The sequence below is a fragment of the Variovorax sp. FW301-JW7 genome (assembly GCF_058788795.1).
In genome coordinates, this window is record NZ_JBYTBC010000014.1 from 64056 (window position 1) to 83387 (window position 19332).

General features: G+C 69.1%; 20 protein-coding genes. 13 read left to right on the forward strand and 7 right to left on the reverse strand.

All coding sequences use genetic code 11. The annotated features are described in order from the left end of the window. Position 1 precedes the first annotated feature (1 nt). Positions 2–550: a carboxymuconolactone decarboxylase family protein gene (locus tag AC3WQM_RS28200; protein ID WP_492683318.1), complete on the reverse strand. Its 549-nt coding sequence runs from the start codon at positions 548–550 to the stop codon at positions 2–4. A 107-nt stretch (positions 551–657) separates the two neighbouring features. On the opposite strand from AC3WQM_RS28200, the gene AC3WQM_RS28205 reads away from it, so the two are divergent. Then, positions 658–1539 (forward strand): AraC family transcriptional regulator, encoded by an 882-nt coding sequence (locus tag AC3WQM_RS28205; RefSeq protein ID WP_492683319.1) that lies wholly within the window; start codon positions 658–660, stop codon positions 1537–1539. A 4-nt stretch (positions 1540–1543) separates the two neighbouring features. On the opposite strand, the gene AC3WQM_RS28210 is transcribed toward AC3WQM_RS28205, so the two are convergent. Both AC3WQM_RS28210 and AC3WQM_RS28215 read right to left on the reverse strand, forming a co-directional pair. After that, positions 1544–2731 (reverse strand): M20 aminoacylase family protein, encoded by a 1188-nt coding sequence (locus tag AC3WQM_RS28210; RefSeq protein ID WP_492683320.1) that lies wholly within the window; start codon positions 2729–2731, stop codon positions 1544–1546. After that, a complete protein-coding gene (locus AC3WQM_RS28215) occupies positions 2728–3726 on the reverse strand; it encodes a tripartite tricarboxylate transporter substrate binding protein (protein ID WP_492683321.1) in 999 nt (332 codons plus the stop codon). The genes AC3WQM_RS28210 and AC3WQM_RS28215 overlap by 4 nt, the downstream gene beginning before the upstream one ends. A 131-nt stretch (positions 3727–3857) precedes the next feature. Here AC3WQM_RS28215 and AC3WQM_RS28220 point away from each other — a divergent pair, with 131 nt between their 5' ends. Continuing rightward, a complete protein-coding gene (locus AC3WQM_RS28220; RefSeq protein ID WP_492683323.1) occupies positions 3858–4745 on the forward strand; it encodes a LysR family transcriptional regulator in 888 nt (295 codons plus the stop codon). Positions 4746–4757: 12 nt separating this feature from the next. On the opposite strand, the gene AC3WQM_RS28225 is transcribed toward AC3WQM_RS28220, so the two are convergent. Both AC3WQM_RS28225 and AC3WQM_RS28230 read right to left on the reverse strand, forming a co-directional pair. Next, complete coding sequence (locus AC3WQM_RS28225; RefSeq protein WP_492683324.1) at positions 4758–7130, reverse strand: ATP-binding protein; 2373 nt, start codon at positions 7128–7130, stop codon at positions 4758–4760. Then, complete coding sequence (locus tag AC3WQM_RS28230) at positions 7127–7654, reverse strand: LuxR C-terminal-related transcriptional regulator (protein WP_492683326.1); 528 nt, start codon at positions 7652–7654, stop codon at positions 7127–7129. Before AC3WQM_RS28230 ends, AC3WQM_RS28225 begins: the two co-directional genes overlap by 4 nt. On the opposite strand from AC3WQM_RS28230, the gene AC3WQM_RS28235 reads away from it, so the two are divergent. The 6 genes from AC3WQM_RS28235 to AC3WQM_RS28260 all read left to right on the forward strand — a co-directional run bounded on the left by AC3WQM_RS28235 (position 7632) and on the right by AC3WQM_RS28260 (position 13830). Continuing rightward, positions 7632–7898, forward strand: a complete 267-nt coding sequence (locus AC3WQM_RS28235) for a hypothetical protein (RefSeq protein WP_492683327.1) — start codon at positions 7632–7634, stop codon at positions 7896–7898. The genes AC3WQM_RS28230 and AC3WQM_RS28235 overlap by 23 nt on opposite strands. Before the next feature lie 114 nt (positions 7899–8012). Next, entirely contained in the window at positions 8013–8702 is a 690-nt protein-coding gene (locus tag AC3WQM_RS28240; protein ID WP_492683328.1) for a DUF1120 domain-containing protein, read from the forward strand. Between the two features lie 273 nt (positions 8703–8975). Continuing rightward, a complete protein-coding gene (locus tag AC3WQM_RS28245; RefSeq protein WP_492683330.1) occupies positions 8976–9692 on the forward strand; it encodes a fimbria/pilus chaperone family protein in 717 nt (238 codons plus the stop codon). A gap of 2 nt (positions 9693–9694) precedes the next feature. Next, positions 9695–12292 (forward strand): fimbria/pilus outer membrane usher protein, encoded by a 2598-nt coding sequence (locus AC3WQM_RS28250; protein WP_492683331.1) that lies wholly within the window; start codon positions 9695–9697, stop codon positions 12290–12292. Positions 12293–12297: 5 nt separating this feature from the next. Then, positions 12298–12870: a DUF1120 domain-containing protein gene (locus AC3WQM_RS28255; protein ID WP_492683332.1), complete on the forward strand. Its 573-nt coding sequence runs from the start codon at positions 12298–12300 to the stop codon at positions 12868–12870. A gap of 87 nt (positions 12871–12957) precedes the next feature. Beyond that, on the forward strand, positions 12958–13830 hold the full coding sequence (locus AC3WQM_RS28260) for a winged helix-turn-helix transcriptional regulator (protein ID WP_492683333.1): 873 nt from the start codon (positions 12958–12960) through the stop codon (positions 13828–13830). Here AC3WQM_RS28260 and AC3WQM_RS28265 read toward each other — a convergent pair. Then, positions 13827–14789 (reverse strand): LysR family transcriptional regulator, encoded by a 963-nt coding sequence (locus AC3WQM_RS28265; protein ID WP_095947651.1) that lies wholly within the window; start codon positions 14787–14789, stop codon positions 13827–13829. The genes AC3WQM_RS28260 and AC3WQM_RS28265 overlap by 4 nt on opposite strands. Positions 14790–14993: 204 nt before the next feature. Here AC3WQM_RS28265 and AC3WQM_RS28270 point away from each other — a divergent pair, with 204 nt between their 5' ends. From AC3WQM_RS28270 to AC3WQM_RS28290, 5 genes are read left to right on the forward strand one after another with little or no spacing between them, the layout of a single operon-like run. Beyond that, on the forward strand, positions 14994–16319 hold the full coding sequence (locus AC3WQM_RS28270; protein WP_492683389.1) for an MFS transporter: 1326 nt from the start codon (positions 14994–14996) through the stop codon (positions 16317–16319). A 50-nt stretch (positions 16320–16369) separates the two neighbouring features. Beyond that, the gene (gene uraD, locus AC3WQM_RS28275) at positions 16370–16924 is read left to right on the forward strand and encodes a 2-oxo-4-hydroxy-4-carboxy-5-ureidoimidazoline decarboxylase (protein ID WP_095747602.1); all 555 of its coding nucleotides are present in this window, start codon (positions 16370–16372) and stop codon (positions 16922–16924) included. Continuing rightward, on the forward strand, positions 16917–17432 hold the full coding sequence (locus tag AC3WQM_RS28280; protein ID WP_307638215.1) for a hydroxyisourate hydrolase: 516 nt from the start codon (positions 16917–16919) through the stop codon (positions 17430–17432). The genes uraD and AC3WQM_RS28280 overlap by 8 nt, the downstream gene beginning before the upstream one ends. 48 nt (positions 17433–17480) lie before the next feature. Further along, complete coding sequence (uraH, locus tag AC3WQM_RS28285; protein ID WP_062472877.1) at positions 17481–17816, forward strand: hydroxyisourate hydrolase; 336 nt, start codon at positions 17481–17483, stop codon at positions 17814–17816. A gap of 19 nt (positions 17817–17835) precedes the next feature. Continuing rightward, positions 17836–18327, forward strand: a complete 492-nt coding sequence (locus AC3WQM_RS28290; RefSeq protein ID WP_492683334.1) for a nucleoside deaminase — start codon at positions 17836–17838, stop codon at positions 18325–18327. A gap of 31 nt (positions 18328–18358) precedes the next feature. Here the strand turns inward: AC3WQM_RS28290 and AC3WQM_RS28295 are convergent, their stop codons facing one another. Further along, positions 18359–19267, reverse strand: coding sequence for a LysR family transcriptional regulator (locus AC3WQM_RS28295; RefSeq protein WP_492683335.1), 909 nt, complete (start codon positions 19265–19267; stop codon positions 18359–18361). Positions 19268–19332 lie beyond the last annotated feature (65 nt).

A 19332-nucleotide genomic window follows, 5' to 3' on the forward strand; every position in this document is an offset into this window, starting at 1 on the left:
GTCAGGCCGCCTCGGTGCGCAGCTTCACCTGCGGGAAATCCACCGGCACCTGGAACGCCACGTTCACGTAGTTGGTGAACAGGTTCAGCGCGACGTGGGCCAGGATCTCGACGATGTGCCGGTCGTCGAAGCCCACGGCGCGCAGGGCCTGCACGTCGGCGTCGCTGACCTGGCCGCGTGCATCGACGAGCTTGAGCGCAAAGCGCAGCGCCGCCGCCGTGCGCGGGTCGGCCGATTCGCCGGCTTGGGCAGCGGTCATGTCGGCGGCCGACACGCCCGCCTTGCGGCCCAGCGCGGTGTGCGCTGCAAGGCAGTAGTGGCAGGCGTTGCGGTCGGCGACGGCCACGGCGATCTGCTCGCCGAGCTGCGCCGGAATGACGCCGCCGCCGAGCGCGCCGAACGATCCCCAGAGGCTGCGCAGCGCCGCGGGCGAGTTGGCGACGGCGCGGAACATGTTCGGCGTGGCGCCGAAGGCACCGTGGATCTGGGCGAGCAGGACCTGGGCGTCGCCAGTGGCGGCGGTGTCCGAGACGAGGTGGATGCGGGACATGAAGACTTCCTTTCGGTGGTGGTGACAGCAATGACGTTGATGGCAGTGTCTTCCAGCAGTCCGTATGATTTGAACGCTTTCATCCATTCAACATACCTTTTCGTCCAATGCCGAGAGAAACACCGCCGCCCATCGACAGGCTCTCGTCCCTGCTCGAGCGTTTCCGTGTCCGGGCCCACCTGTTCCACACGGGGCCGCTGTGCGGCGTGACGCACTTCGCGGCGAAGGAAGGGCGCAGCTTCCTGCATGTGATGCGGCGCGGCGAGATGGTGGTCACGCATTCGGCGCCGTCGGTGCGTTCGGCGGGCGTGCCGCGCAAGCTGGTCGTGAAGGAGCCCAGCCTGCTGTTCTACCCGCGCCCGCTGGCGCACGACTTCCACAACGCGCCCACCGAAGGCTCGGATTTCGTCTGCGCCACGGTCGACTTCGACGGCGGCGAGGCGCACCCGCTGGTGCGCGCCTTGCCGCCGCTGGTGCGGCTGCCGCTGCATGCGGTCGACGGCCTCGAAGCTTCGCTGGCGCTGCTGTTCGCGGAAACCGGGCGCGTGCTGTGCGGGCACCGGCTGCTGGCCGACCGGCTGTTCGAGGTGGTGCTGATCCAGCTGCTGCGCTGGCTGCTCGACCATCCGCAGGAGAGCGGCGTGCCCGTCGGCCTGCTGACGGGCCTGGGCGATCCGCAACTGGCGCGCGTGCTGGTCGCGCTGCACGAGCGCCCGGGCGAGCCGTGGCCGCTCGAACAGATGGCCACCGAGGCCGGCATGTCGCGCAGCGCGTTCGCGGCGCGCTTCAAGTCGGTGGTGGGCGCGACGCCCGCCGACTACCTGGCGCAGTGGCGCCTGACGATCGCGCAGGCCGAGCTGCGCACGGGTGCGTCGGTCAAGGCGATTGCCGACAGCCTCGGCTACGCGAACGCTTCGGCGCTGTCGCGCCTGTTCGCACAGAAGGTGGGCGTGTCGCCGCGCGAATGGCTCGCACGGCAGTCTGCTTGAACGTTCAGTTCGCGGCGCGCAGGAAGCGCTCGGTCAGCAGCACCCAGTAGGCGCCACCCACCGCAACGTTGCTGTCGTTGAAGTCGTAGCCCGGGTTGTGGACCATGCAGGCGCCGTGCGCGTCGCCGTCGCCATTGCCGATGAGCAGGTAGCAGCCGGGCACGCGCTCCAGCATGAAGGCGAAGTCTTCGCTGCCCGGCAGCGGCGGCGTTTGCCAGGTGACCTGCGCCGGGCCCACGAGTTCTTCGGCCACCGTGCGGGCAAAGGCGGTTTCTTCGGGCGTGTTGACCAGCACCGCGTAGCCGGGCCGCCAGTCGATCTGCGCCTGCACGCCGAAGCTCTCGGCCTGCGCGGCCACCAGCGCCTTGATGCGGGTTTCGATCTTCTTGCGCACCTCGCGGTCGAGGGCCCGCACGCTCAGCTCGAGCACGGCGCTCTGCGGGATCACGTTGTTGGCCTTGCCCGCGTGGATGGCGCCCACCGTGACCACCGCCATCTGCAGTGGGTCGATGTTGCGCGAGACCACGCTCTGCAGCGCCATCACGGTGCTGGCCGCGGCCACGATGGGGTCGGCCGCGCGGTGCGGCATGGCGCCGTGGCCGCCCACGCCGGTGAGGGTGATGGTGGCGTAGTCGGACGAGGCCATGGCCGGGCCTTCGCGCATCGCCAGCCGGCCCTGCGCCATGCCGGGCATGTTGTGCATCGCGAAGATGGCGTCGCAGGGGTAGCGCTCGAACAGGCCGTCGTCGATCATGCGCACCGCGCCGCCGCCGCCTTCCTCGGCGGGCTGGAAGATCAGGTTCAGCGTGCCGTCGAAGCGCCCGCGTTCGGCCAGGTGCTGCGCCGCCGCCAGCAGCATCGCCGTGTGGCCGTCGTGGCCGCAGGCGTGCATCACGCCCGTGTGCGCGCTGGCGTAAGCCAGGCCTGTGGCCTCGTCGATGGGCAGGGCGTCCATGTCGGCGCGCAGGCCGAGGCGGCGCGTACCGCTGCCGCGCACCAGCCGGCCCACCACGCCGGTGCCGCCCACATGGCGCTCGACGGTGTAGCCCCAGGCCTGGAGTTTTGCGGCCACCAGCGCCGAGGTGCGGTGCTCGTCGAAGCCGAGTTCGGGGTGCTGGTGGATGTCGCGGCGGATGCCGATGAAGGTGTCGGCGCTGGCGTGCAGGTCGTTCAGGAGGGCGGTGGTGCTCATTGGGGTTCCAGGCGGATGGACTTGGCGATGTCGCGGTAGCGCGCGGTCTCGGCTTCGTAGAACTTCGCCGATTCGGCCAGCGTCGTCTGCGGCGAGGCCAGCTGCGTCTGGGCCGCGAGCTGCTCGCGCACGCTGGTTTCCTTCAGCGCCGCGCCGACGGCCTGGTGCAGCTTCTGCACCACGTCCTCGGGCGTGTTCTTGCGCACGAAGAAGCCGCTCCAGGTCTTGTAGTTGAAGTTCTTCAGCTCCTTGCCTTCGCTGGCGGTGGGCACGTTCTTCAGCAGCTCCGAGCGCTGCCCGCCGAGCTGGCCGAGGATCTTCAGCCGGCCCTGGTCGGCCAGCGCGCCCATGGCGGCGCTGTACACCAGCACGGCAAAGTCGACCTGGCCGCCGCCGATGTCCTGCAGCAGCGGCGCGTTGCCCTTGTAGGGCGCGTGCATGAGCTTCACGCCGGTGTCCAGCTGCACCTTCTCGAGGATCAGGTGGTACAGCGAGCCGATGCCCACGCTGCCGTACGACAGCGGCTTGTCGGGCGACTTGCGCGCCAGGGCAATGAGCTCGTCGACGCTGTTGGCCGGCAGGTCCTTGCGGGCGACGAAGACCATCACCGCCTCGGCCACCGGGTGCACCATGCGGAAGTCTTCGGCCTTGAGCTTCACGGCCGCATTGGCCAGCGGCGCCAGGATGATCTCGTTGGGCGAGCCCTGAAAGAGGTAGTAGCCGTCGGCCGGCGCGGCCAGTACCTTCTGCGCGGCCATGGCGCCGCTCACGCCGCCCAGGTTCTCCACGACCACCTGCTGGCCCAGCGCCTTGCCCAGCGGCACGGTGAAGATGCGCGCGGTGGCGTCCGAGGGGCCGCCGGCCGGGTAGGGAACCATCAGGTTCACGGGCTTGGCGGGAAAGCCGTCGGCGCGGGCGGGGCCCGCGGCCAGCAGCATCAGCCCGCAGCCGAGCAGCAGCGCGGATCGGAAGAGCGAAGTCGTCGTCAAAGTCATGTCTCCTGGGGTGGTGCCGGCTCGTGGGGCCGGATGCAGGGGAATGCTAGGAGCGGCCCCGCGCAACGTCCAATGCATTGTTGGCTGCATTAGCATGAGTCCAATGCATTCATGAAAACGAGGCTTTCGCCATGACGCTGGTTCAACTGAGGCACCTGATTTCGCTGGCCCACACGGGCTCGTTCAGCCAGTCGGCGCAGGCGCTGCACCTGACACAGCCCGCGCTCAGCCGCAGCGTGCGCGCGCTCGAGGACGAGCTGGGCATGCCGTTGTTCGACCGCATCGGCCGGCGCAACGAGCTCACGGCCTTCGGGCGCGAGGTGCTGGAGCGCGCGCGGCTCTTGGTGTCGGAGGCCGAGGCGCTGCGCGACCGTGGCCGGCAGATGCGCGAAGGCGAGGGCGGCACGGTGCGCATCGGGCTGGGCTCGGGGCCGGGCGCGCTGCTGATGACGCCCTTTTTGCTGCACATGGCGACGCACCACCCGGCCGTGCGCACCGTGATCGCGCGCGGCAGCACCGACCTGCTGGCGCAGGCGCTGCGCGAGCGCAGCCTGGACGCGCTGGTGGTCGATGCGCGCGCGCTCAAGCCCGCGCCCGACCTGGTGCTGACCCACGTGTACGAGCTGCGCGGCGCTTTCCTGTGCCGCCGCGGCCATCCGCTCACGCGGCTGCGCAAGGGCGTGAGTTTCGAGGCGGTGCAGCGCTACCCGATCGCCTCGACGCCGCTGAGCGACGAGGTGGCCCGCACGCTGGTCGAGACCTACGGCCCGCAGGCGCATCCGGCCAACTGCGTGACCCTGCAGTGCGAGGAGCTGCCCAGCATCGCCGATGTGGTGCGCCAGAGCGACACGGTGCTGCTGGCGGTGCACGCGACGGCGCCCGACCTGGTCCGGCTGCGGATGGAGCCGCCGATGCGCGGCACGGCGCGCTTCGGGCTGGTGACGCTGCGCCAGCGCACGGAGGCGCCGGCGCTGGCGATTCTTCGGCGGTTGATGCAGGAGCAGATGGCGCAGGATTGAGGCGCCGTCGGTTCAAGATGCGGCCATCGCCGAAAGTGCAAGCTGGAGTTCGTCCAGCAGGTCCGCCACGCGCATGTGATCCGAAGCGGTGTCGCCGCGGGCGATATCTTCCAACGCGTCGGCAGGCGCTGCCACGGCCGCAGCGTCGACCATCAAGGCCGCGCCCCTGATCCGGTGCGCATGGTGCGCCGCACTCGCGGTGTCGCCCGCAGCGAACGCCCGACGCAACGCCGCCAGGTCTTCCTCCATGGCCTCGTGAAACTGCGGTGGCAAGGCCGAGTCGGGTTGCTGCGGCGACGACGGCGCGCCGCCCAGCCAGAGCTGCAGCATGCTCGACAGCTCGTCCAGCCGCAGCGGCTTCTTGAGCACGCCGTCCATCCCGCATTCCATGCATTCGTCGAGGTGCGCCGAGTCGGTTGCGGCCGAGATCGCGATCACGGGCAGATGGTTCGCACCGGCCTCGCGCTCGCACTCCCGGATGCGGCGTGTCGCTTCGTAGCCGCTCATTCCGGGCATGTGGCAGTCCATGAGCACGAGCGCAAAAGGATGCGGCGGCGCGAGCGCGGCCAGTGCCGCCGCGCCGTCGGCTTCGATCCGGGCGTCATAGCCCAGCAGGCGCAACTGCTCCGCGATGATGAACTGGTTGCCCGGGTGGTCCTCCACGACCAGCACGGTGGCCGCAGGACCGGAAGGCGGCTTGCCATGCGCCGCAGCGGTGCCCCTGGAAACCTCTTGTGCCGGTGCCCCGAGCTGCACCGGCAAGGCGAACTCGACCGAGGTGCCCGCACCAAGGCGGCTGGTCAACCGGATCTCGCCGCCCATCAACTCGACCAGCTCCTTGCAGATGGTCAGCCCCAGCCCGGTGCCGCCGAAGCGCCGGGTCGTGGCGCTGTCGGCCTGCGAATAGGCGTCGAAGAGGGTGGCCTGCTGCGAGGGCGCGATGCCGATGCCGGTGTCGCTCACAGTGACCGTCAGCAGGCCGTTCATGTCGCCGTCGTCCAGCAGCTCCAGCGTCACGTCGATGCGCCCGCGCTCGGTGAACTTCACGGCATTTCCCAGCAGGTTGAGCAGCACTTGCCGCAACCGCGTGGGGTCGATCAGCACCTGGCGGCCCGAGGGGTTGTGCGTGCGCACCGCGATGACCAGCGGCTTGTCCTGCGCGTTGACGCGCGCCACATGCGCCACCTTTTGCGCCAGCGTGTCGACGTCGGTGGGCACCAGTTCCAGCGCGAGGCGCCGGGCGTCCAGCTTCGAGAGGTCGAGCACATCGTCCAGCAGCGACAGCAGGGCTTCGGCAGCCGCCGAGGCGGTGCGCGTGAAGCGCTTCTGGCGTGCATCCAGCGGCGTGTGCGCCAGCATCTCGATGGAGGCCAGCACAGCGTTCATGGGCGTGCGGATCTCGTGGCTCATGACCGCCAGGAAGTTCGACTTGGTGCGCTCGCTCTTCTGTGCGGCGCGCTGCGCCACGCGGGCGCGCCAGGCGAACCAGCCGAGCAGCACGACGCCGCCGAGCAGCAGCAACAGCTGCGGCAGGCGGTAGCGCACGATCGACAGCAGCGACGGTTCGCCGAAGTCGGTCTGCTCCAGCCACCGGTCGTTCATCTGGCCGGTTTCCGCCGCCGAGAGGCTGGCGAGCGACTTCTCCACGATCGAATGCAGCAGCGGCAGGTCGGCGCGAACGCCCATCTGGGCCAGGTACAGCAGGTCGCCCACCGTGCCCGAGATGCTCAGCCGGCTGGCATACCTGCGGCGCATCATGGGCAGGAACACCGCGTCGGAGCCGATGGCGGCATAGGCCTGGCCTGAGATCACCGCGTCCAGGCTCTCCATCGGTTCGCTGGTGGGCAGCACGCGCACGCCGGGGTAGCGATCGGCAAAGACATGCTCGTAGGAGCCCCCGCCGCGCACGGCCGCCACCTTGCCCTCCAGGTCCTTCATGTGCAGGACGATCGGGGCATCGGTGCGCGTGACGATGAGGGTCTGTGCCACGAAGAAGGGATCGGTCAGGCGCAGCCGGGCGCCGACCTCGCGCGTGGTGCGCTGGGCGCTGGCGTTCGGGAACATGTCGACCTTGCCGTCGAGGAAGGCCTGCTGGGCTTCCTGCCAGTCGTGGGTGGCGTGCAGCTCGAAGCGCAGGCCCGACTTGCGCGCGACCGCGTCGAGGTACTCCGCGATGAGGCCCTTGTAGCGGCCGTGCTCGATGGACTCCAGCGGGCTCAGCCGCGTGTCGGCGGCATAGCGCACGACGGGGTTGGCGTTCATCCAGCGATGCTCTTCCTCGGTGAAGACGGGCTGCGTCTGCGCCCATGCGGGGCCGGCGGGGAGGGCCATCGCGCCGCACATCGTCCAGCGGGCCACTCGCCCGAGCGCGCGCCAGGGGTTCATGTCTTGTCCAGCTGGTGGCGGATCTTGAACAGCTCGTTGTCCGTGCGGATGCCGAGCTTGCGGAAGGCCGCGTGTTTCTGCGTGCTGATGGTGTTCACGTTGCGGGAGAACTTCGCCGCGATCTGCGTGACCGACAGGCCTTCCAGGCAGCAGCGCAGCACCTCGCGCTCGCGCGGGGACAGCAGGGGATGCGCCGTGAGCGCGTCGGCGTCGGTGTGGTGCGAGGCTGCTTCGGAATGGGTCGCGATGTCCGCCGCCATGTCGGGATGCAGGTGGATGCGGCCCTTGGCCACCGTGCGCACGGCCGCCACCACCTCGCCGAGTTCCTGGCTCTTACCGACGTAGCCGCGCGCGCCGGCCTTCAGCGCCAGTGCCACGGTGGCCGCGCCGTAGTGCGCGGAGATGACGATCGTCTGGCTGAGTGGATGCCGGACCTTCAGCGCCCGCAGGAGGTTGAGCCCGTCGATGTCGGAAGGGCCGAGCGAGAAATCCATGAGCACGATGTCGGCCGGCAAGGCGGCCACCACCAACCACCTTGCCAGCCTGGACGGCGGGGCGACATGGATCGCCTTTGACGGCGGCATGGCCGGTGACGGTGGCAGGCTCGTCGCCTTCGGCGGCAGCGCCACGGGAACGGTGCCCACCGCCCACAGGTCCATCGCGGCCGACATCCGCGTGGTGACCGCCATCGACAAGGGCAGCAACCTGCCGTTGACCCACGAGATCCCGCTCGACGGCCTGTCGACGTTCGAGCTCGTCTACCTGTAAGCAACGGCCGACGAAGAGCCCGTCGATCCATCTGCGCTCGTGGTTCTTCTGTCGTCAAGCGCATCGTCTCGGGACCCTGGACGGGTCCCGGCGAATCCCCCGCTTGAGACTTTCTTGAAGCTCCCTAAGGAAAAATTTGTGAAGAGAATTGCAACCCTTGCTGCCATCTCCGGTGTGGCCGCCGTGATGTTCGCGCCGATCCATGCGAGCGCGGAAAGTGCCGAGCTCCGGATCGCCGGCACCATCGTGCCGGCCGCTTGCCAACCGGCTTTTTCCAACGGTGGCGTGATCGACTACGGCAAGATTCCCGCCAGCTCGCTGAAACCGACGGCGCAGACCACGCTCCCGCAAAAGTCGACCCATTTGACCCTGACCTGCGATGCGTCTACGTTGTTTGCCTTCAAGGTGGTCGACGAACGCGCGGGGACCGCGGTAACTTCCCTGGAAACCATTTCCGGGCAGACCGATGCGCGCTACAAGTTCGGCTTGGGCGCTGTGGATGGCAAGAACACTGGCGCCTATTCGATGCGGGTCCTGAGCGCGACCAGCGATCGAGGCTACGCGTATCCCCTTGAGAGCTCGAACGGCGGGTTGAACTGGGGGGGCACTCAAGGCGGCATGACCACTGGCGGCGAGTCGCTCTTTGCATTCGCCGACTTCGTCTCGGACAGGGCGCCCGACGCCTACCGCTCCATCAAGGCTTCTTTCATTGTGGGCACCGCCATCGACCGGGGCAATAACCTGTCGCTGAACCGCGAGATCCCGCTGGACGGCCTGTCGACGTTCGAACTCGTCTACCTGTAAGCCACTGGGCTGCATCGGGCGGCGCCGCCGCTCGATGCAGGGTTGTGCCGGCCGAGGTATCGGGCACAACCCTCTCCAGGACATCCGGCTCCCCGAGCCCGCCCTGGCATCGAGGGCCATCCGGCATCGCGCCCGGACCGATCGGGATCGGCGCGGTGCCCCCTGGCGCCACGGCTGGCGAACAGCCCGTCGATCCACCCCATTTTTGATTCTTCTCGAAAGCGCCCCTTTCGAGACGGCGGACGCGCTCGTCCGTACACAGGAAAGAGAACCGTGAAATTCATCCCCGCCACCTTTGCTTTTGCACTGTCCGTCTCGGCCGCACTGGCCGTGGGCCTCGCGCCGCTGCCGCTGCATGCCGCGGGCATGCTGCCGGAGACCTCGATCGTCATCGTCAACGAGAGCGATGGCGAAGCCAGCATCAACGTCAAGAACACGGATGCCAAGCCGGCCCTCATGTTCACGTCGCTGGCGGGCATCCCCGGAGACGACGACACCCTGCTGATCGTGACGCCGCCGGTCGCCCGGGTCGAGCCGGGGCAAACCCAGCTCGTGCGATTTCTGCTGCAGACCAGGCAGCCGCTCACGACGCAGCGCCTGCGGCGCGTGACCTTCGAAGGCATCCCGCCGAAGAACATGGAACCGGGCATCCGCGTGAACATGAACGTTCGCCAGAACCTGCCGGTGCTGATCCACCCCAAGGGCCTGGCGAAGGACGACCAGCCATGGAAGCGACTGAAGTGGTCGGCCGGGGCCGACACGCTGCGCGTCGTGAACGACAGCCCGTACGTCGTGCGCCTGGCCACCTCGGTGCAGCTGCTGCCGTCTACCGCGACGGTCGAGCTGCCGCGCCCCTATGTGCTGCCCGGTGAGACCGTGGAAGTGCCCTTGTCGGCTGCGGCCCGTGGGGCCGCCACGGTGCGGCTGGTGCCCGCGACGGTGTACGGCTTCACCGTGGCCAGCTACGACGTCCGACTCGCGGCGCACTGACGATGGCTGCACTGTCCTTCCGCACCGCGGCCTCGGCGGCCGCACACCGGCCGCGCGGGCGCGCGTGGCACCGAACTCACCGCCGCTCGCCGGTCGCCGCGGCGGTGGTGGGCGAGCGCACGAAGGGCGCTTTGGTCGGCCTGCCGGCGATGCTTTCCGTGCTGCTGGTGTCTCCCTCGGCCTTTGCCCTGGCCGGCGAGGAGCGCGCCGACGCCATCGAGCAGTTCGTCAAGGAGAAGCAGGTCGCCGGCTTCGACCTGGACGTGCTCAAGCAGCGTGGCCTCGACCCGAAGCTGGCGGAGTATTTCCAGCACGAAGCCCGCTTTCGCACCGGGACGAACGTCGTGACGCTGTTCGTCAACGACGAGCGCCGCGGGCTGGTGCCTGCCACCTTCGATGCGGAAGGCCGCCTGTGCTTCGACAAGACACTGCGGGACAAGGCCGGCCTTGTCACCGGCCCGGAGGTGGGCGACGCAGCGGCGGGCGCCACGGCCTGCGATGAATTCCAGCGCCAGTTCCCCAGCACCATCATCGAGCTGCGCCCCGGCAGGGACGAGGTCCGCCTCATCGTGCCGACCGATGCGTTCCGGGCCCGCGAGCGCGCCGACACCTTCAGCAGCGGCGGCGCTGCCGGCCTGCTGAACTACGACCTGCTGACGATGGACAGCCGCCATGCCGGTGGCACCAGCAGCTTCCATTCGCTGAGCACCGAAGCCGGCCTGAACGTGGGCGACTGGATCTTCCGCAGTCGCCAGAGCTACACGTCGAGCAACGGCAAGGAGAAGCTCCAGCACCTGCATGCCTACGGCCAGAAGACGCTGACCGGCCTGGGCTCGACGGTGCAGGGCGGCCAGATCAACATCGCCAGCTCGGTCTTCCCGGGCGATCCGATCTTGGGCGTGCAGATCGTCCCGGAGGAGGCCCTGCGCGCCGACGCACGCGACAACGGCGCCGTGGTCGAGGGCATCGCCCACACGCAAGCCCGCGTCGAGGTGCGGCAGAACCACGCGCTGATCTATTCGACGGTCGTTCCGCCCGGGCCGTTCTCGCTGACGGGCCTGCCGCTGCTCAGCGGCGCGAGCGACCTGGAGGTGACGGTCATCGAGGCCGACGGCTCGCGTCGGCCGTTCACCGTGCCGGCCGCCGCCCTGGGCGCGACCGCGCTGCGCACCACGGCGGGCTACGCGTTCGCCGTCGGGCGCTACCGCCCGTACGGCCACCGCGACCTGCAAGACAAGCCCTGGGTGGCGACCGGCACCGGCACCTGGGCACTGGACAAGCGCACGCACCTGACGGCGGGCGCCATGGCGGCCTCGCGCTACCAGGCCGCGGCATGGGCCGTGAACCGCATGGTGGTGCCGGGCACGATGGCGGGGTTTCGCCAGGCCGTGTCCAACGCGACGGGTGAGGGCGTGCGCGGCACGCAGGTCGATGCCTCGCTGAGCAGCGTGATCTCGCCTGCCTTGTCGGCGTCGCTGAGCGCCACACAGCAGACCCGGGGCTACCGCGCCCTGGCGGACACGGTCAACCGGAACCTGTTCGACACCGCCTGGACGCGCCAGCGCCACAAGGGCCAGTACACGGGCTCCGTCGGCTGGACCGACGCGGACCTTGGCAGTTTTCGGCTGGCCTATTCGGCCTCCTCGACCTTCGACGGACGCAGCATCCAGCGCGTGATCGGCTCGTGGGTGAAGTCGTTCCCGCACGCCACGGTGTCGCTCAACCTGGAACGCAGCACCGGCGACCTGGGCCGCTTCGACAACCGGCATGCGGCCTATGTCACCGTGAGCATTCCGCTGGGCTCGAAAACGCTCAAGACCTACGTCAACCGCTACGACGACCGCACCCGCGCCGGCGTCACGCTCAACGAGCGCATCGACGACACGACGAGCTACCAGGTCTCGGCCGAGCGCGACAGCCGCGACGGGCGCAACGACTTCGGGGGGCGCCTGAGCCTGCTGCCGCGCTACACGCAGGCCAACCTGGGGTTCTCGCGCAACGGTTCCACCACCACCTACAGCGGGCAGCTGCAGGGCGGCATCGTCGCCCACAAGGACGGCGTGACGTTCTCGCCGTACCCCGTGCAGGACACCTTCGGCATCGTCTCGGTGGGGAAGGTGTCCGGCGTCCGGATCGGCACGCCGCAAGGCCCCGTGTGGACCGACGCCTGGGGGCGCGCGGTGGCCCCGCAGCTGTTCCCGTACCACACAAGCCGGCTGGAGGTTGCGACCCGGTCGCTGCCGCGCAACGTCGACCTGGTGAACGGCTACCAGGAGCTCGATGCGGGCCGCGGATCGGTCAACCACATCCGCTTCGGCGTGGTCAACGCCCGCCGGGTGCTGCTGAAAGCCGTCGGTCCCGCAGGGAAGGCGCTCGAGAAGGGCGGGGCGGTGGTCGACGGCGACAACCAGTACGTCACCTCGGTCGTCGACGGCGGGCAGGTCTTTCTGCCCGACGTGCGGGACGGCGCGAACCTGCGGGTCACGCTGTCGAACGGCGACAGCTGCAGGCTCGCGTTTTCGCTGCCGGAAACCTCCGACGCCGCTACCTACTTTGAATCGGCCGATGCCACCTGCACGGCCATGGAAGCACACGAATGATCACGATGAAAAACCTGCGCCGGGACCGCGCGTTGTTCGGCATGGCGCTTGCCGCGCTCTTCGCCCTGGCAGGAACGCCGGCGCATGCACAGGCCTCGGCACGCTGCGACACGCAACTGAGCGAGCCGCACGTCGACTACGGACGGATGACCCGCGGACAACTGCTGGAGCGCCAGCCCGACCCCGCCCGCGCCTCGCTGGGCAAGCGCCTCGTGACGCTCACGGCGGTGTGCGCCGAACGCACGGCGATGGCGCTGTCGTTCCAGGGCGCGGCAGCGGACGACACGGGGTTCCGCTTTGCCGGGAACGGTCGCTTCACTCTCCGGGTCGTGCAGACGCAGCTCGACGGCAGGTCGGTTCGCCTGGCCGCATCGCAGGCGGACGCCACAGGCTCGGCCCCTTCGTCGCTGCTTCGACCCGGCGACCGGATGTCGCCCATGGACGGCGCAGGCCTGGCCCAGGGCCAACGCCTGACGGTCCAGCTCGAGATCGAGCCCTTCGTGGGCGCCGCCGCCACGCGCGTCGCGGCCGAGAGCACCTGGGAAGGCGCGGGGCGTTTCGAAGTCCTGGGCCGTTAGCCCGCTGTCCGGCGCGCAGGCCACCCCGTCGACTCGCCCACAAGGCGATTCGGAATCCGATCCATCCATCCACCTCTGGAGCGATCCTTGAAGCAGAGTCATTGCACCGTCCACACCGCCATCCCTTCCACGCTGCGGCTGCCCATCACGTGGGGCGAGACCGCGTGCGCCACCATTGCGGTGGTCGACCCGGAGCTGCGGCCCCGACAGCAGATGGGGCGGGCCATCCGCAGGCTCGGCCATTGGCCGCTGGTCCTCACCAGCGCACTGGAACTGATGCAGGCGTGCCGCTACCTCCAGCTTCGCTTCGACGCCGTGGTCGTGGCCTGCCCGGTGGACGCCGGCGCCGCGGGCGCACTGATCGCCCAGGTGCGGGAGCAGGTGGGCCCGGAGTGCCCGCTGATCCTGAGCGCCGGCAAGCGCGTTCTGCGTGAACTGGCGGTCCTGCACGCACGCGAACCCGACCACGTGGAGGTGGCGCCGTCTTCTTTCGAAGAGGCGTACCTGCTGATGCGGTGCTTCCTGGAGTGGCGCCGGGCACGGGTGGCGGGCAGGTTCGTCGAGTGGGGCGCGTTCCGCTTCGACCTGTCCACGGACAGCGCGCAGGTGGCCGGCGTCCGGGTCGAATTGACACCCAATGAGTTCGACCTGGCCATCGCGCTGTTCAGGAACGTCGATCAGGTCCTGACCCACCACGCGCTGCGCGCGCTGGTCTGGGACAGCGGCCACCGCTGCGGCTCCGGGGTGCTCTCCACGAACGTGTGCGGCCTGCGTCGCAAGCTCGGGCTGGGCTCGGGGCGCCATGGGCTGGAACTGCAGGCCGTTCCGGGGCAGGGCTACCGGTTGAGCACCACGGCCAGCGCGCCGGAAGAGAACAGGCGCCGGCAGCGGGAACCCGTCCGAAGGGCAGGGGAACGCGCGTGGGGGAGCGCAGCCGCTGCGCCGGGGTCGGCCGCCTAGGCGCTTGCCGATGCGGCTTCTGCCGCCGCATCGGGCCGCGCCAGCCCCGACGCCACGGCCGCCAGGATGCCGCGCAGCCAGCGGTGTGCTGGCTCGTGCTGCGAGCGGTCGTGCCACAGCTGGTAGAAGCGCATGCGCGGAAAGCCCTGCGGCGCGGGCACCGCCACCAGCGGCAGCGTGTGCACGAACTGCATCGCGAAATGGCGCGCGGTGGTGAAGACCAGGTCGGTGCCCACCAGCAGGTGCGGCGCCACGGTGAAGTAGGGCACGGCAATGCAGGCTTCACGTGTCTGGCGCAAGGTGGCCAGGTGCGTTTCGACCACGCCGCGCTGCGACGCCGCATACGGCGTGGGCACCACATGGCGCGCCGCGATGTAGCGCTCCATCGTCATGGCGCCCTTGGCGGCCAGCGGGTTGTTCTTGCCCATGAGGCACATCAGGTCGTCTTCGAGCAGCAGCGACAGGTGCAGCCGGTCGGGCGGCTGCGGCCAGTTGCCGATGACGATGTCGAGCTCGCCCTGGGCCAGCGCGCGCTCGTAGTCGTAGGTGACGCTCAGCGGGTGCACCACCAGCCGCGCATGCGGCGCCTCGGCGCGGAACCGCGTGGTCACGTCGGCCAGGAAGCTCATCGCCAGGTAGTCGGGCAGCGCGAGGTGGAAGGTCATCGCGCTGGAGGCAGGCTCGAACTGCTCCGGGCCCGAGAGCATGCGGTCGATTTCGAGCAGCGCGCCACGCGCGCGGTCGCGCAGCTGCAGCGCCCGCTCGGTCGGCACCATGCCGCTGCGCTCGCGCACGAGGATGGGGTCGGCGAACACCTCGCGCAGCCGGCGCAGCGCGGTGCTGATGGCGGGCTGGGTCTGGTTCATCCGCACCGCCACCCGGGAGACGCTGCGTTCGGCCACCAGGGCGACCAGCACGCGCAGCAGGTAGGTGTCGACGGGGGCGTGGGAGCGTGACATGGCGGCTGGGCGGAGAAAAGAGGCGTTGCCGACGGCAGGACCATCATGGCAAACCGTTATGCCGCACATTCTAGAGAGCGTGATCCGGGGCCGCGATATCTGCCTACAGTTCGCCACCAGCGGGAACGGCAGCCGCAAGCGGACCCACAGAAGGTCCCAGGCGGCGCGTCCCGTCCACACCTAGAAATGGAGACAACCATGAGCATGGACGCCACGATGGCGCCAGTCCGGGAACACACCGCCACGGCGGAACTGGACGGCATCTACCGCAAGATCATCTTCCGCCTGATTCCCTTCCTGATGCTGCTGTGGGTGCTGGCCTGGATCGACCGGGTCAACATCGGCTTCATCAAGCTGACGATGCTCGACGACCTGAAGTGGAGCGAGGCGTCCTACGGGCTGGGCGCGGGGATCTTCTTCCTGGGTTACTTCTTCTTCGAGGTGCCGAGCAACCTGCTGCTGCAGAAGATCGGCGCCAAGAAGACCATCATGCGCATCACCATCGGTTGGGGCCTGACCTCGATCGCCACGATGTTCGTGAAGAGCACCGAGGTGTTCTACCTGCTGCGCTTCCTGCTGGGCGTGTTCGAGGCGGGTTTCTACCCCGGCATCATCCTGTACCTGACCTACTGGTTCCCGGACAGCCGGCGCGCCAAGGCCTTCGGCATGTTCATGTCGGCCTCGGCTTTCGCGGGCGTGATCGGCGGGCCGCTGGCCGGCACCATCATGAACAACATGCACGGCGTGAACGGCTGGGCCGGCTGGCAGTGGGTGCTGCTGCTCGAGGGCATTCCCTCGGTGCTGGCCGGCATCGCCACCTACTTCTACCTGACCGACCGCCCCGAGCAGGCCCACTGGCTCACGGCGCGTGAACGCCAGCTGGTGCACGACGACCTGGAGCGCGACCGCAAGGCGCTGGGCCACCGCGAGCACAGCATGCTGGCCTCGCTGAAGAACGGCAAGTTCTGGCTGCTGATCCTGATCTTCTTCTGCATCATCGCGGCGAACTCGTCGCTCACCTTCTACGGCCCGACGCTGGTGAAAGAGATCGGTTTCACCAACCCGCTGACCATCGGCTGGATCATGGCCGGAGCCTACCTGTGCGGCGCGGCCGGCATGATCTGGAACGGCTTCCACTCCGACCGCCACCAGGAGGCGCGCTACCACTGCGCACTGGCCGCGGCGCTGGGTTCGGGTGCGTTGCTGGTGGTCGCGCTGTTCCTGCGCCAGAGCCCGGCCCTCGTGCTGGCGGGCCTCACGCTGGCCATCGTCGGCACCATGAGCGCGATCCCCGTGTTCTGGCAGATGCCCAACCGCTTCCTGGCCGGCACCGCAGCCGCCGGCGGCGTGGCGCTGATCAACTCGATCGCCAACCTCGCGGGCTTCGGCGCACCGTGGATGCTGGGCCTCATCAAGACCGCCACCGGCAGCCTCGCGCCGGGGCTGTATGTGGTCGCGGCGGTGGAAGTCTGCGCCGCCGTGCTGATCCTGCTGTTCGTGCCGCGTCTGCAGAAGACGTCCGCGCGCTGATTCTTCCCACCCCTTCGTCCGACTGTCTGAATACAAAGGAGATGCGCTCCATGCCTTCCCACGCCCATCGTTTCGATCTCCAGGCGCTCAACGCCATGGACTGCGACGCGTTCGTCGCCGCACTCGGGCCGACTTTCGAGAACTCGCCCTGGGTCGCACGCTCAGCCTGGTCGCTGCGGCCCTTCGCCACCATCGACGCGCTGCACGAAGCCATGCTCGACGTGGTGCGCCGCGCACCCGACGCCCAGCAGCTGGCCTTCCTCTGCGGCCACCCCGAGCTGGCGGGCCGCGAAGCCCAGTCCGGCACGATGACTGCCGAGTCGGTCGGCGAGCAGGGCAGTGCGGGCCTGAATGCGCTGAGCCGCGAAGAGATGGCCGAGATCCAGCGGCTGAACCGCGTGTACCGAGAGCGGCACGGCTTTCCTTTCATCATCGCGGTGCGGCGCAGCACCAAGGGCCAGATCTTCGAGGCGCTGCGCAGCCGCGCCGCCGAGTCCACCGAAGCCGAGCGCCGCGCGGCGCTGACGCAGATCGGCCTCATCACCCGCGGTCGCATCGACACGCTGCTGGGTGCGTCCATCTCCCAAGGAGCGGTCCATGCCTGAGAAGGAAATTTCCCTGCCCGCACGCCGTCGCTTCGCGCTGTCGGGCCTCGCGCTCGGCGCTGCAGCCCTGGCGCCCCACGGTGCTGTTGCGCAAACAACGGCCGCACCCGCCGGCCCGGCCCAGGCCAGCGGCCCGATCGTGCTGCACGGCGTGAGCCCGCGCCTGACCGTGCATGCGCTCGACACCTTCCACGGCGCCGCGGCGACCGGCCTGCGCATCGACTTCTCGGTGCGCGAGGGCGACGGCTTCAAGCTGCTGCGCACCGTGACCATGAACGGCAACGGCCGCTCCGACGAGCCGCTCTTGATCGGCGACAGCTACCGCGCCGGCGACTACGAGCTGCTGCTGCACGTGGACGAGTACTTTGCGCGCAAGCAATCGCGCCTGCCCACGCCGCCGTTCCTGTCGAAGCTGCCGGTGCGCATCCGCGTGGCCAACGTGGCCGAGCGCATCCACCTGCCGATCCAGTTCGGCCCGTGGAGCTACACCTACTCGCGCGGCAGCTGACCCGGCGAAGCTCGTTCGTTCCCATCGTCCGCAAGGAGTTTTCTTCTCATGACCGGCATCACGACCCATGTGCTCGACATCACCACCGGCCGCCCGCTCGTCGGGCTGAAGGTCGACCTCTACGACGTGGCGACCACGCCGCCGACGCGCCTGAACAGCACGCGCACCAACGCCGACGGCCGCACCGACGCGCCCATGCTCGCCGCCGCCTCGGCGCGCACCGGGCAGTTCGAGCTGCAGTTCCATGTCGGGGACCACTTCAAGGCGGCCGATGCGCTGTCGGATGTGGTGCCCGTGCGCTTTGCCATCGCCGACGCCGCGCAGCACTACCACGTGCCGATGCTGTGCGCCCCCTGGTTTTTTTCCACCTATCGCGGCAGCTGACCGCGGGAGCTTTTCCTGAATGACAACATCCCATGACCCCCACGCAGGCGCGTACCTGCTCGACTCCATCCGCCTCGCCATGGGCAACATCCGCGAGCGCAAGACCTGGCCCTTCGGCGCCGTGATCGCGCGCGACGGCAAGGTGATTGCCACCGCCGTCAACGAGGTGGACGCCCTGTGCGACCCCTCGGCCCACGCCGAGATGCAGGCCGTGCGCGCCGCCGCGAAGGCCCTGAAGAGCACCGACCTGTCGGGCTGCACCGTGTATGCCAGCGGCTACCCGTGCTCGATGTGCCTGACGGCCATGTACCTGTCGGGCGTGAAGGAGGTGTTCTACGCCTACTCGAACGAAGACGGCGAGCCCTTCGACCTGTCGGCCGCACGTGGCTACGTCGAGATCGCCCGGCCGGTGGAGCAGCGTGAGATGAAGCTGCATTCGCTGCCGGTGCGCGATGAAAGCGACGAGGACCTGTACGAGGCCTGGAGCAAGGTGACGCAGCCGGCGGGTTGAGCCGCAAGAAAACCCCGCACTGCCCCCGACGCTAAGGGCGGGCGGGCAGCTTCCCGGCCGGCATCCGCAGCTCGTCGAGGAAGCGCCGCGCGGCAATCGACAGCGTCGACTTCTGCCGCCGGATCACGTGGATGCGGTGCACCGTGGCGCCGATGTCGGCGATGGCGCAGGCCTTGAGCCCCCATTCCTGCGCGATGCGGGCCGCGTAGCCGGGCAGCACGACCACCCCCGCACCCGCACGCACCAGCCCGAGCGCGGCGGTGAGCGTGCCGACCTCGATCGCGCTGGGCAGCGCGATGCCCTGGCGCGCCACGATGTCGTCGATGGTGCGCCGCACCGTGTACACGTTGCGCAGGCTGATGTGCTCCCAGCGGGCCAGCTCCTTCCACGGGACCTTCTTCTTCGTGGCCATCGGGTGGTCCGCGCGCACCACGGCGAACATCGAATCCTCGAACGCGACCTGGGTGTCGGCGCCGGCAATCTCGTGGTCGATCGCGCCGAGGCCGAAGTCGACCCGGCCGGCCAGGACGCTCGCGACGGTCTCGTCGGTCGAGAGTTCGTGCAGGTCGAACTGCACGCCGGGGTAGCGCCTTCGGTAGTCGGCGATCAGCGGGGCCAGCAGGCCGTAGACCATCATCGGTGAGGCGGCGATGCCGACGCGCCCGCGCTGCAGGTCGGCGAGTTCGGCCACGCTGCGCGCGGCCGAGCGCATGGTCGCGATGATCTCCACCGCGAAGGGATGGAACTCCACGGCCTGCGCATTGGGCTGCACGCGCCGCGTGGTGCGGTCGAACAGCGCGAACCCCAGTTGCGTCTCGAGTTCGGCGACCACCTTGCTCACGGCCGACTGCGTCATGTGGCGCTGGGTGGCGGCCGCGGTGAAGCTGCGCGTGTCGAACAGCGCCAGGAAGACCTCGAGCTGCCGGATGGTGATATTCATTCCAAAGGAGACTTGGTTTATTCGAATAATTCCATTGTTGCATCAATGAGGGCTGCCTACGATCA

What these genes read in the sequence shown, in the direction of transcription:
- AC3WQM_RS28200 (WP_492683318.1), bottom strand. Translation starts at nt 550, where the DNA reads ATGTCCCGCATCCACCTCGTCTCGGACACCGCCGCCACTGGCGACGCC.
- AC3WQM_RS28205 (WP_492683319.1), top strand. Translation starts at nt 658, where the DNA reads ATGCCGAGAGAAACACCGCCGCCCATCGACAGGCTCTCGTCCCTGCTC.
- AC3WQM_RS28210 (WP_492683320.1), bottom strand. Translation starts at nt 2,731, where the DNA reads ATGAGCACCACCGCCCTCCTGAACGACCTGCACGCCAGCGCCGACACC.
- AC3WQM_RS28215 (WP_492683321.1), bottom strand. Translation starts at nt 3,726, where the DNA reads ATGACTTTGACGACGACTTCGCTCTTCCGATCCGCGCTGCTGCTCGGC.
- AC3WQM_RS28220 (WP_492683323.1), top strand. Translation starts at nt 3,858, where the DNA reads ATGACGCTGGTTCAACTGAGGCACCTGATTTCGCTGGCCCACACGGGC.
- AC3WQM_RS28225 (WP_492683324.1), bottom strand. Translation starts at nt 7,130, where the DNA reads ATGAACCCCTGGCGCGCGCTCGGGCGAGTGGCCCGCTGGACGATGTGC.
- AC3WQM_RS28235 (WP_492683327.1), top strand. Translation starts at nt 7,632, where the DNA reads ATGTCGGCCGGCAAGGCGGCCACCACCAACCACCTTGCCAGCCTGGAC.
- AC3WQM_RS28250 (WP_492683331.1), top strand. Translation starts at nt 9,695, where the DNA reads ATGGCTGCACTGTCCTTCCGCACCGCGGCCTCGGCGGCCGCACACCGG.
- AC3WQM_RS28255 (WP_492683332.1), top strand. Translation starts at nt 12,298, where the DNA reads ATGAAAAACCTGCGCCGGGACCGCGCGTTGTTCGGCATGGCGCTTGCC.
- AC3WQM_RS28265 (WP_095947651.1), bottom strand. Translation starts at nt 14,789, where the DNA reads ATGTCACGCTCCCACGCCCCCGTCGACACCTACCTGCTGCGCGTGCTG.
- AC3WQM_RS28270 (WP_492683389.1), top strand. Translation starts at nt 14,994, where the DNA reads ATGGACGCCACGATGGCGCCAGTCCGGGAACACACCGCCACGGCGGAA.
- uraD (WP_095747602.1), top strand. Translation starts at nt 16,370, where the DNA reads ATGCCTTCCCACGCCCATCGTTTCGATCTCCAGGCGCTCAACGCCATG.
- AC3WQM_RS28280 (WP_307638215.1), top strand. Translation starts at nt 16,917, where the DNA reads ATGCCTGAGAAGGAAATTTCCCTGCCCGCACGCCGTCGCTTCGCGCTG.
- uraH (WP_062472877.1), top strand. Translation starts at nt 17,481, where the DNA reads ATGACCGGCATCACGACCCATGTGCTCGACATCACCACCGGCCGCCCG.
- AC3WQM_RS28290 (WP_492683334.1), top strand. Translation starts at nt 17,836, where the DNA reads ATGACAACATCCCATGACCCCCACGCAGGCGCGTACCTGCTCGACTCC.
- AC3WQM_RS28295 (WP_492683335.1), bottom strand. Translation starts at nt 19,267, where the DNA reads ATGAATATCACCATCCGGCAGCTCGAGGTCTTCCTGGCGCTGTTCGAC.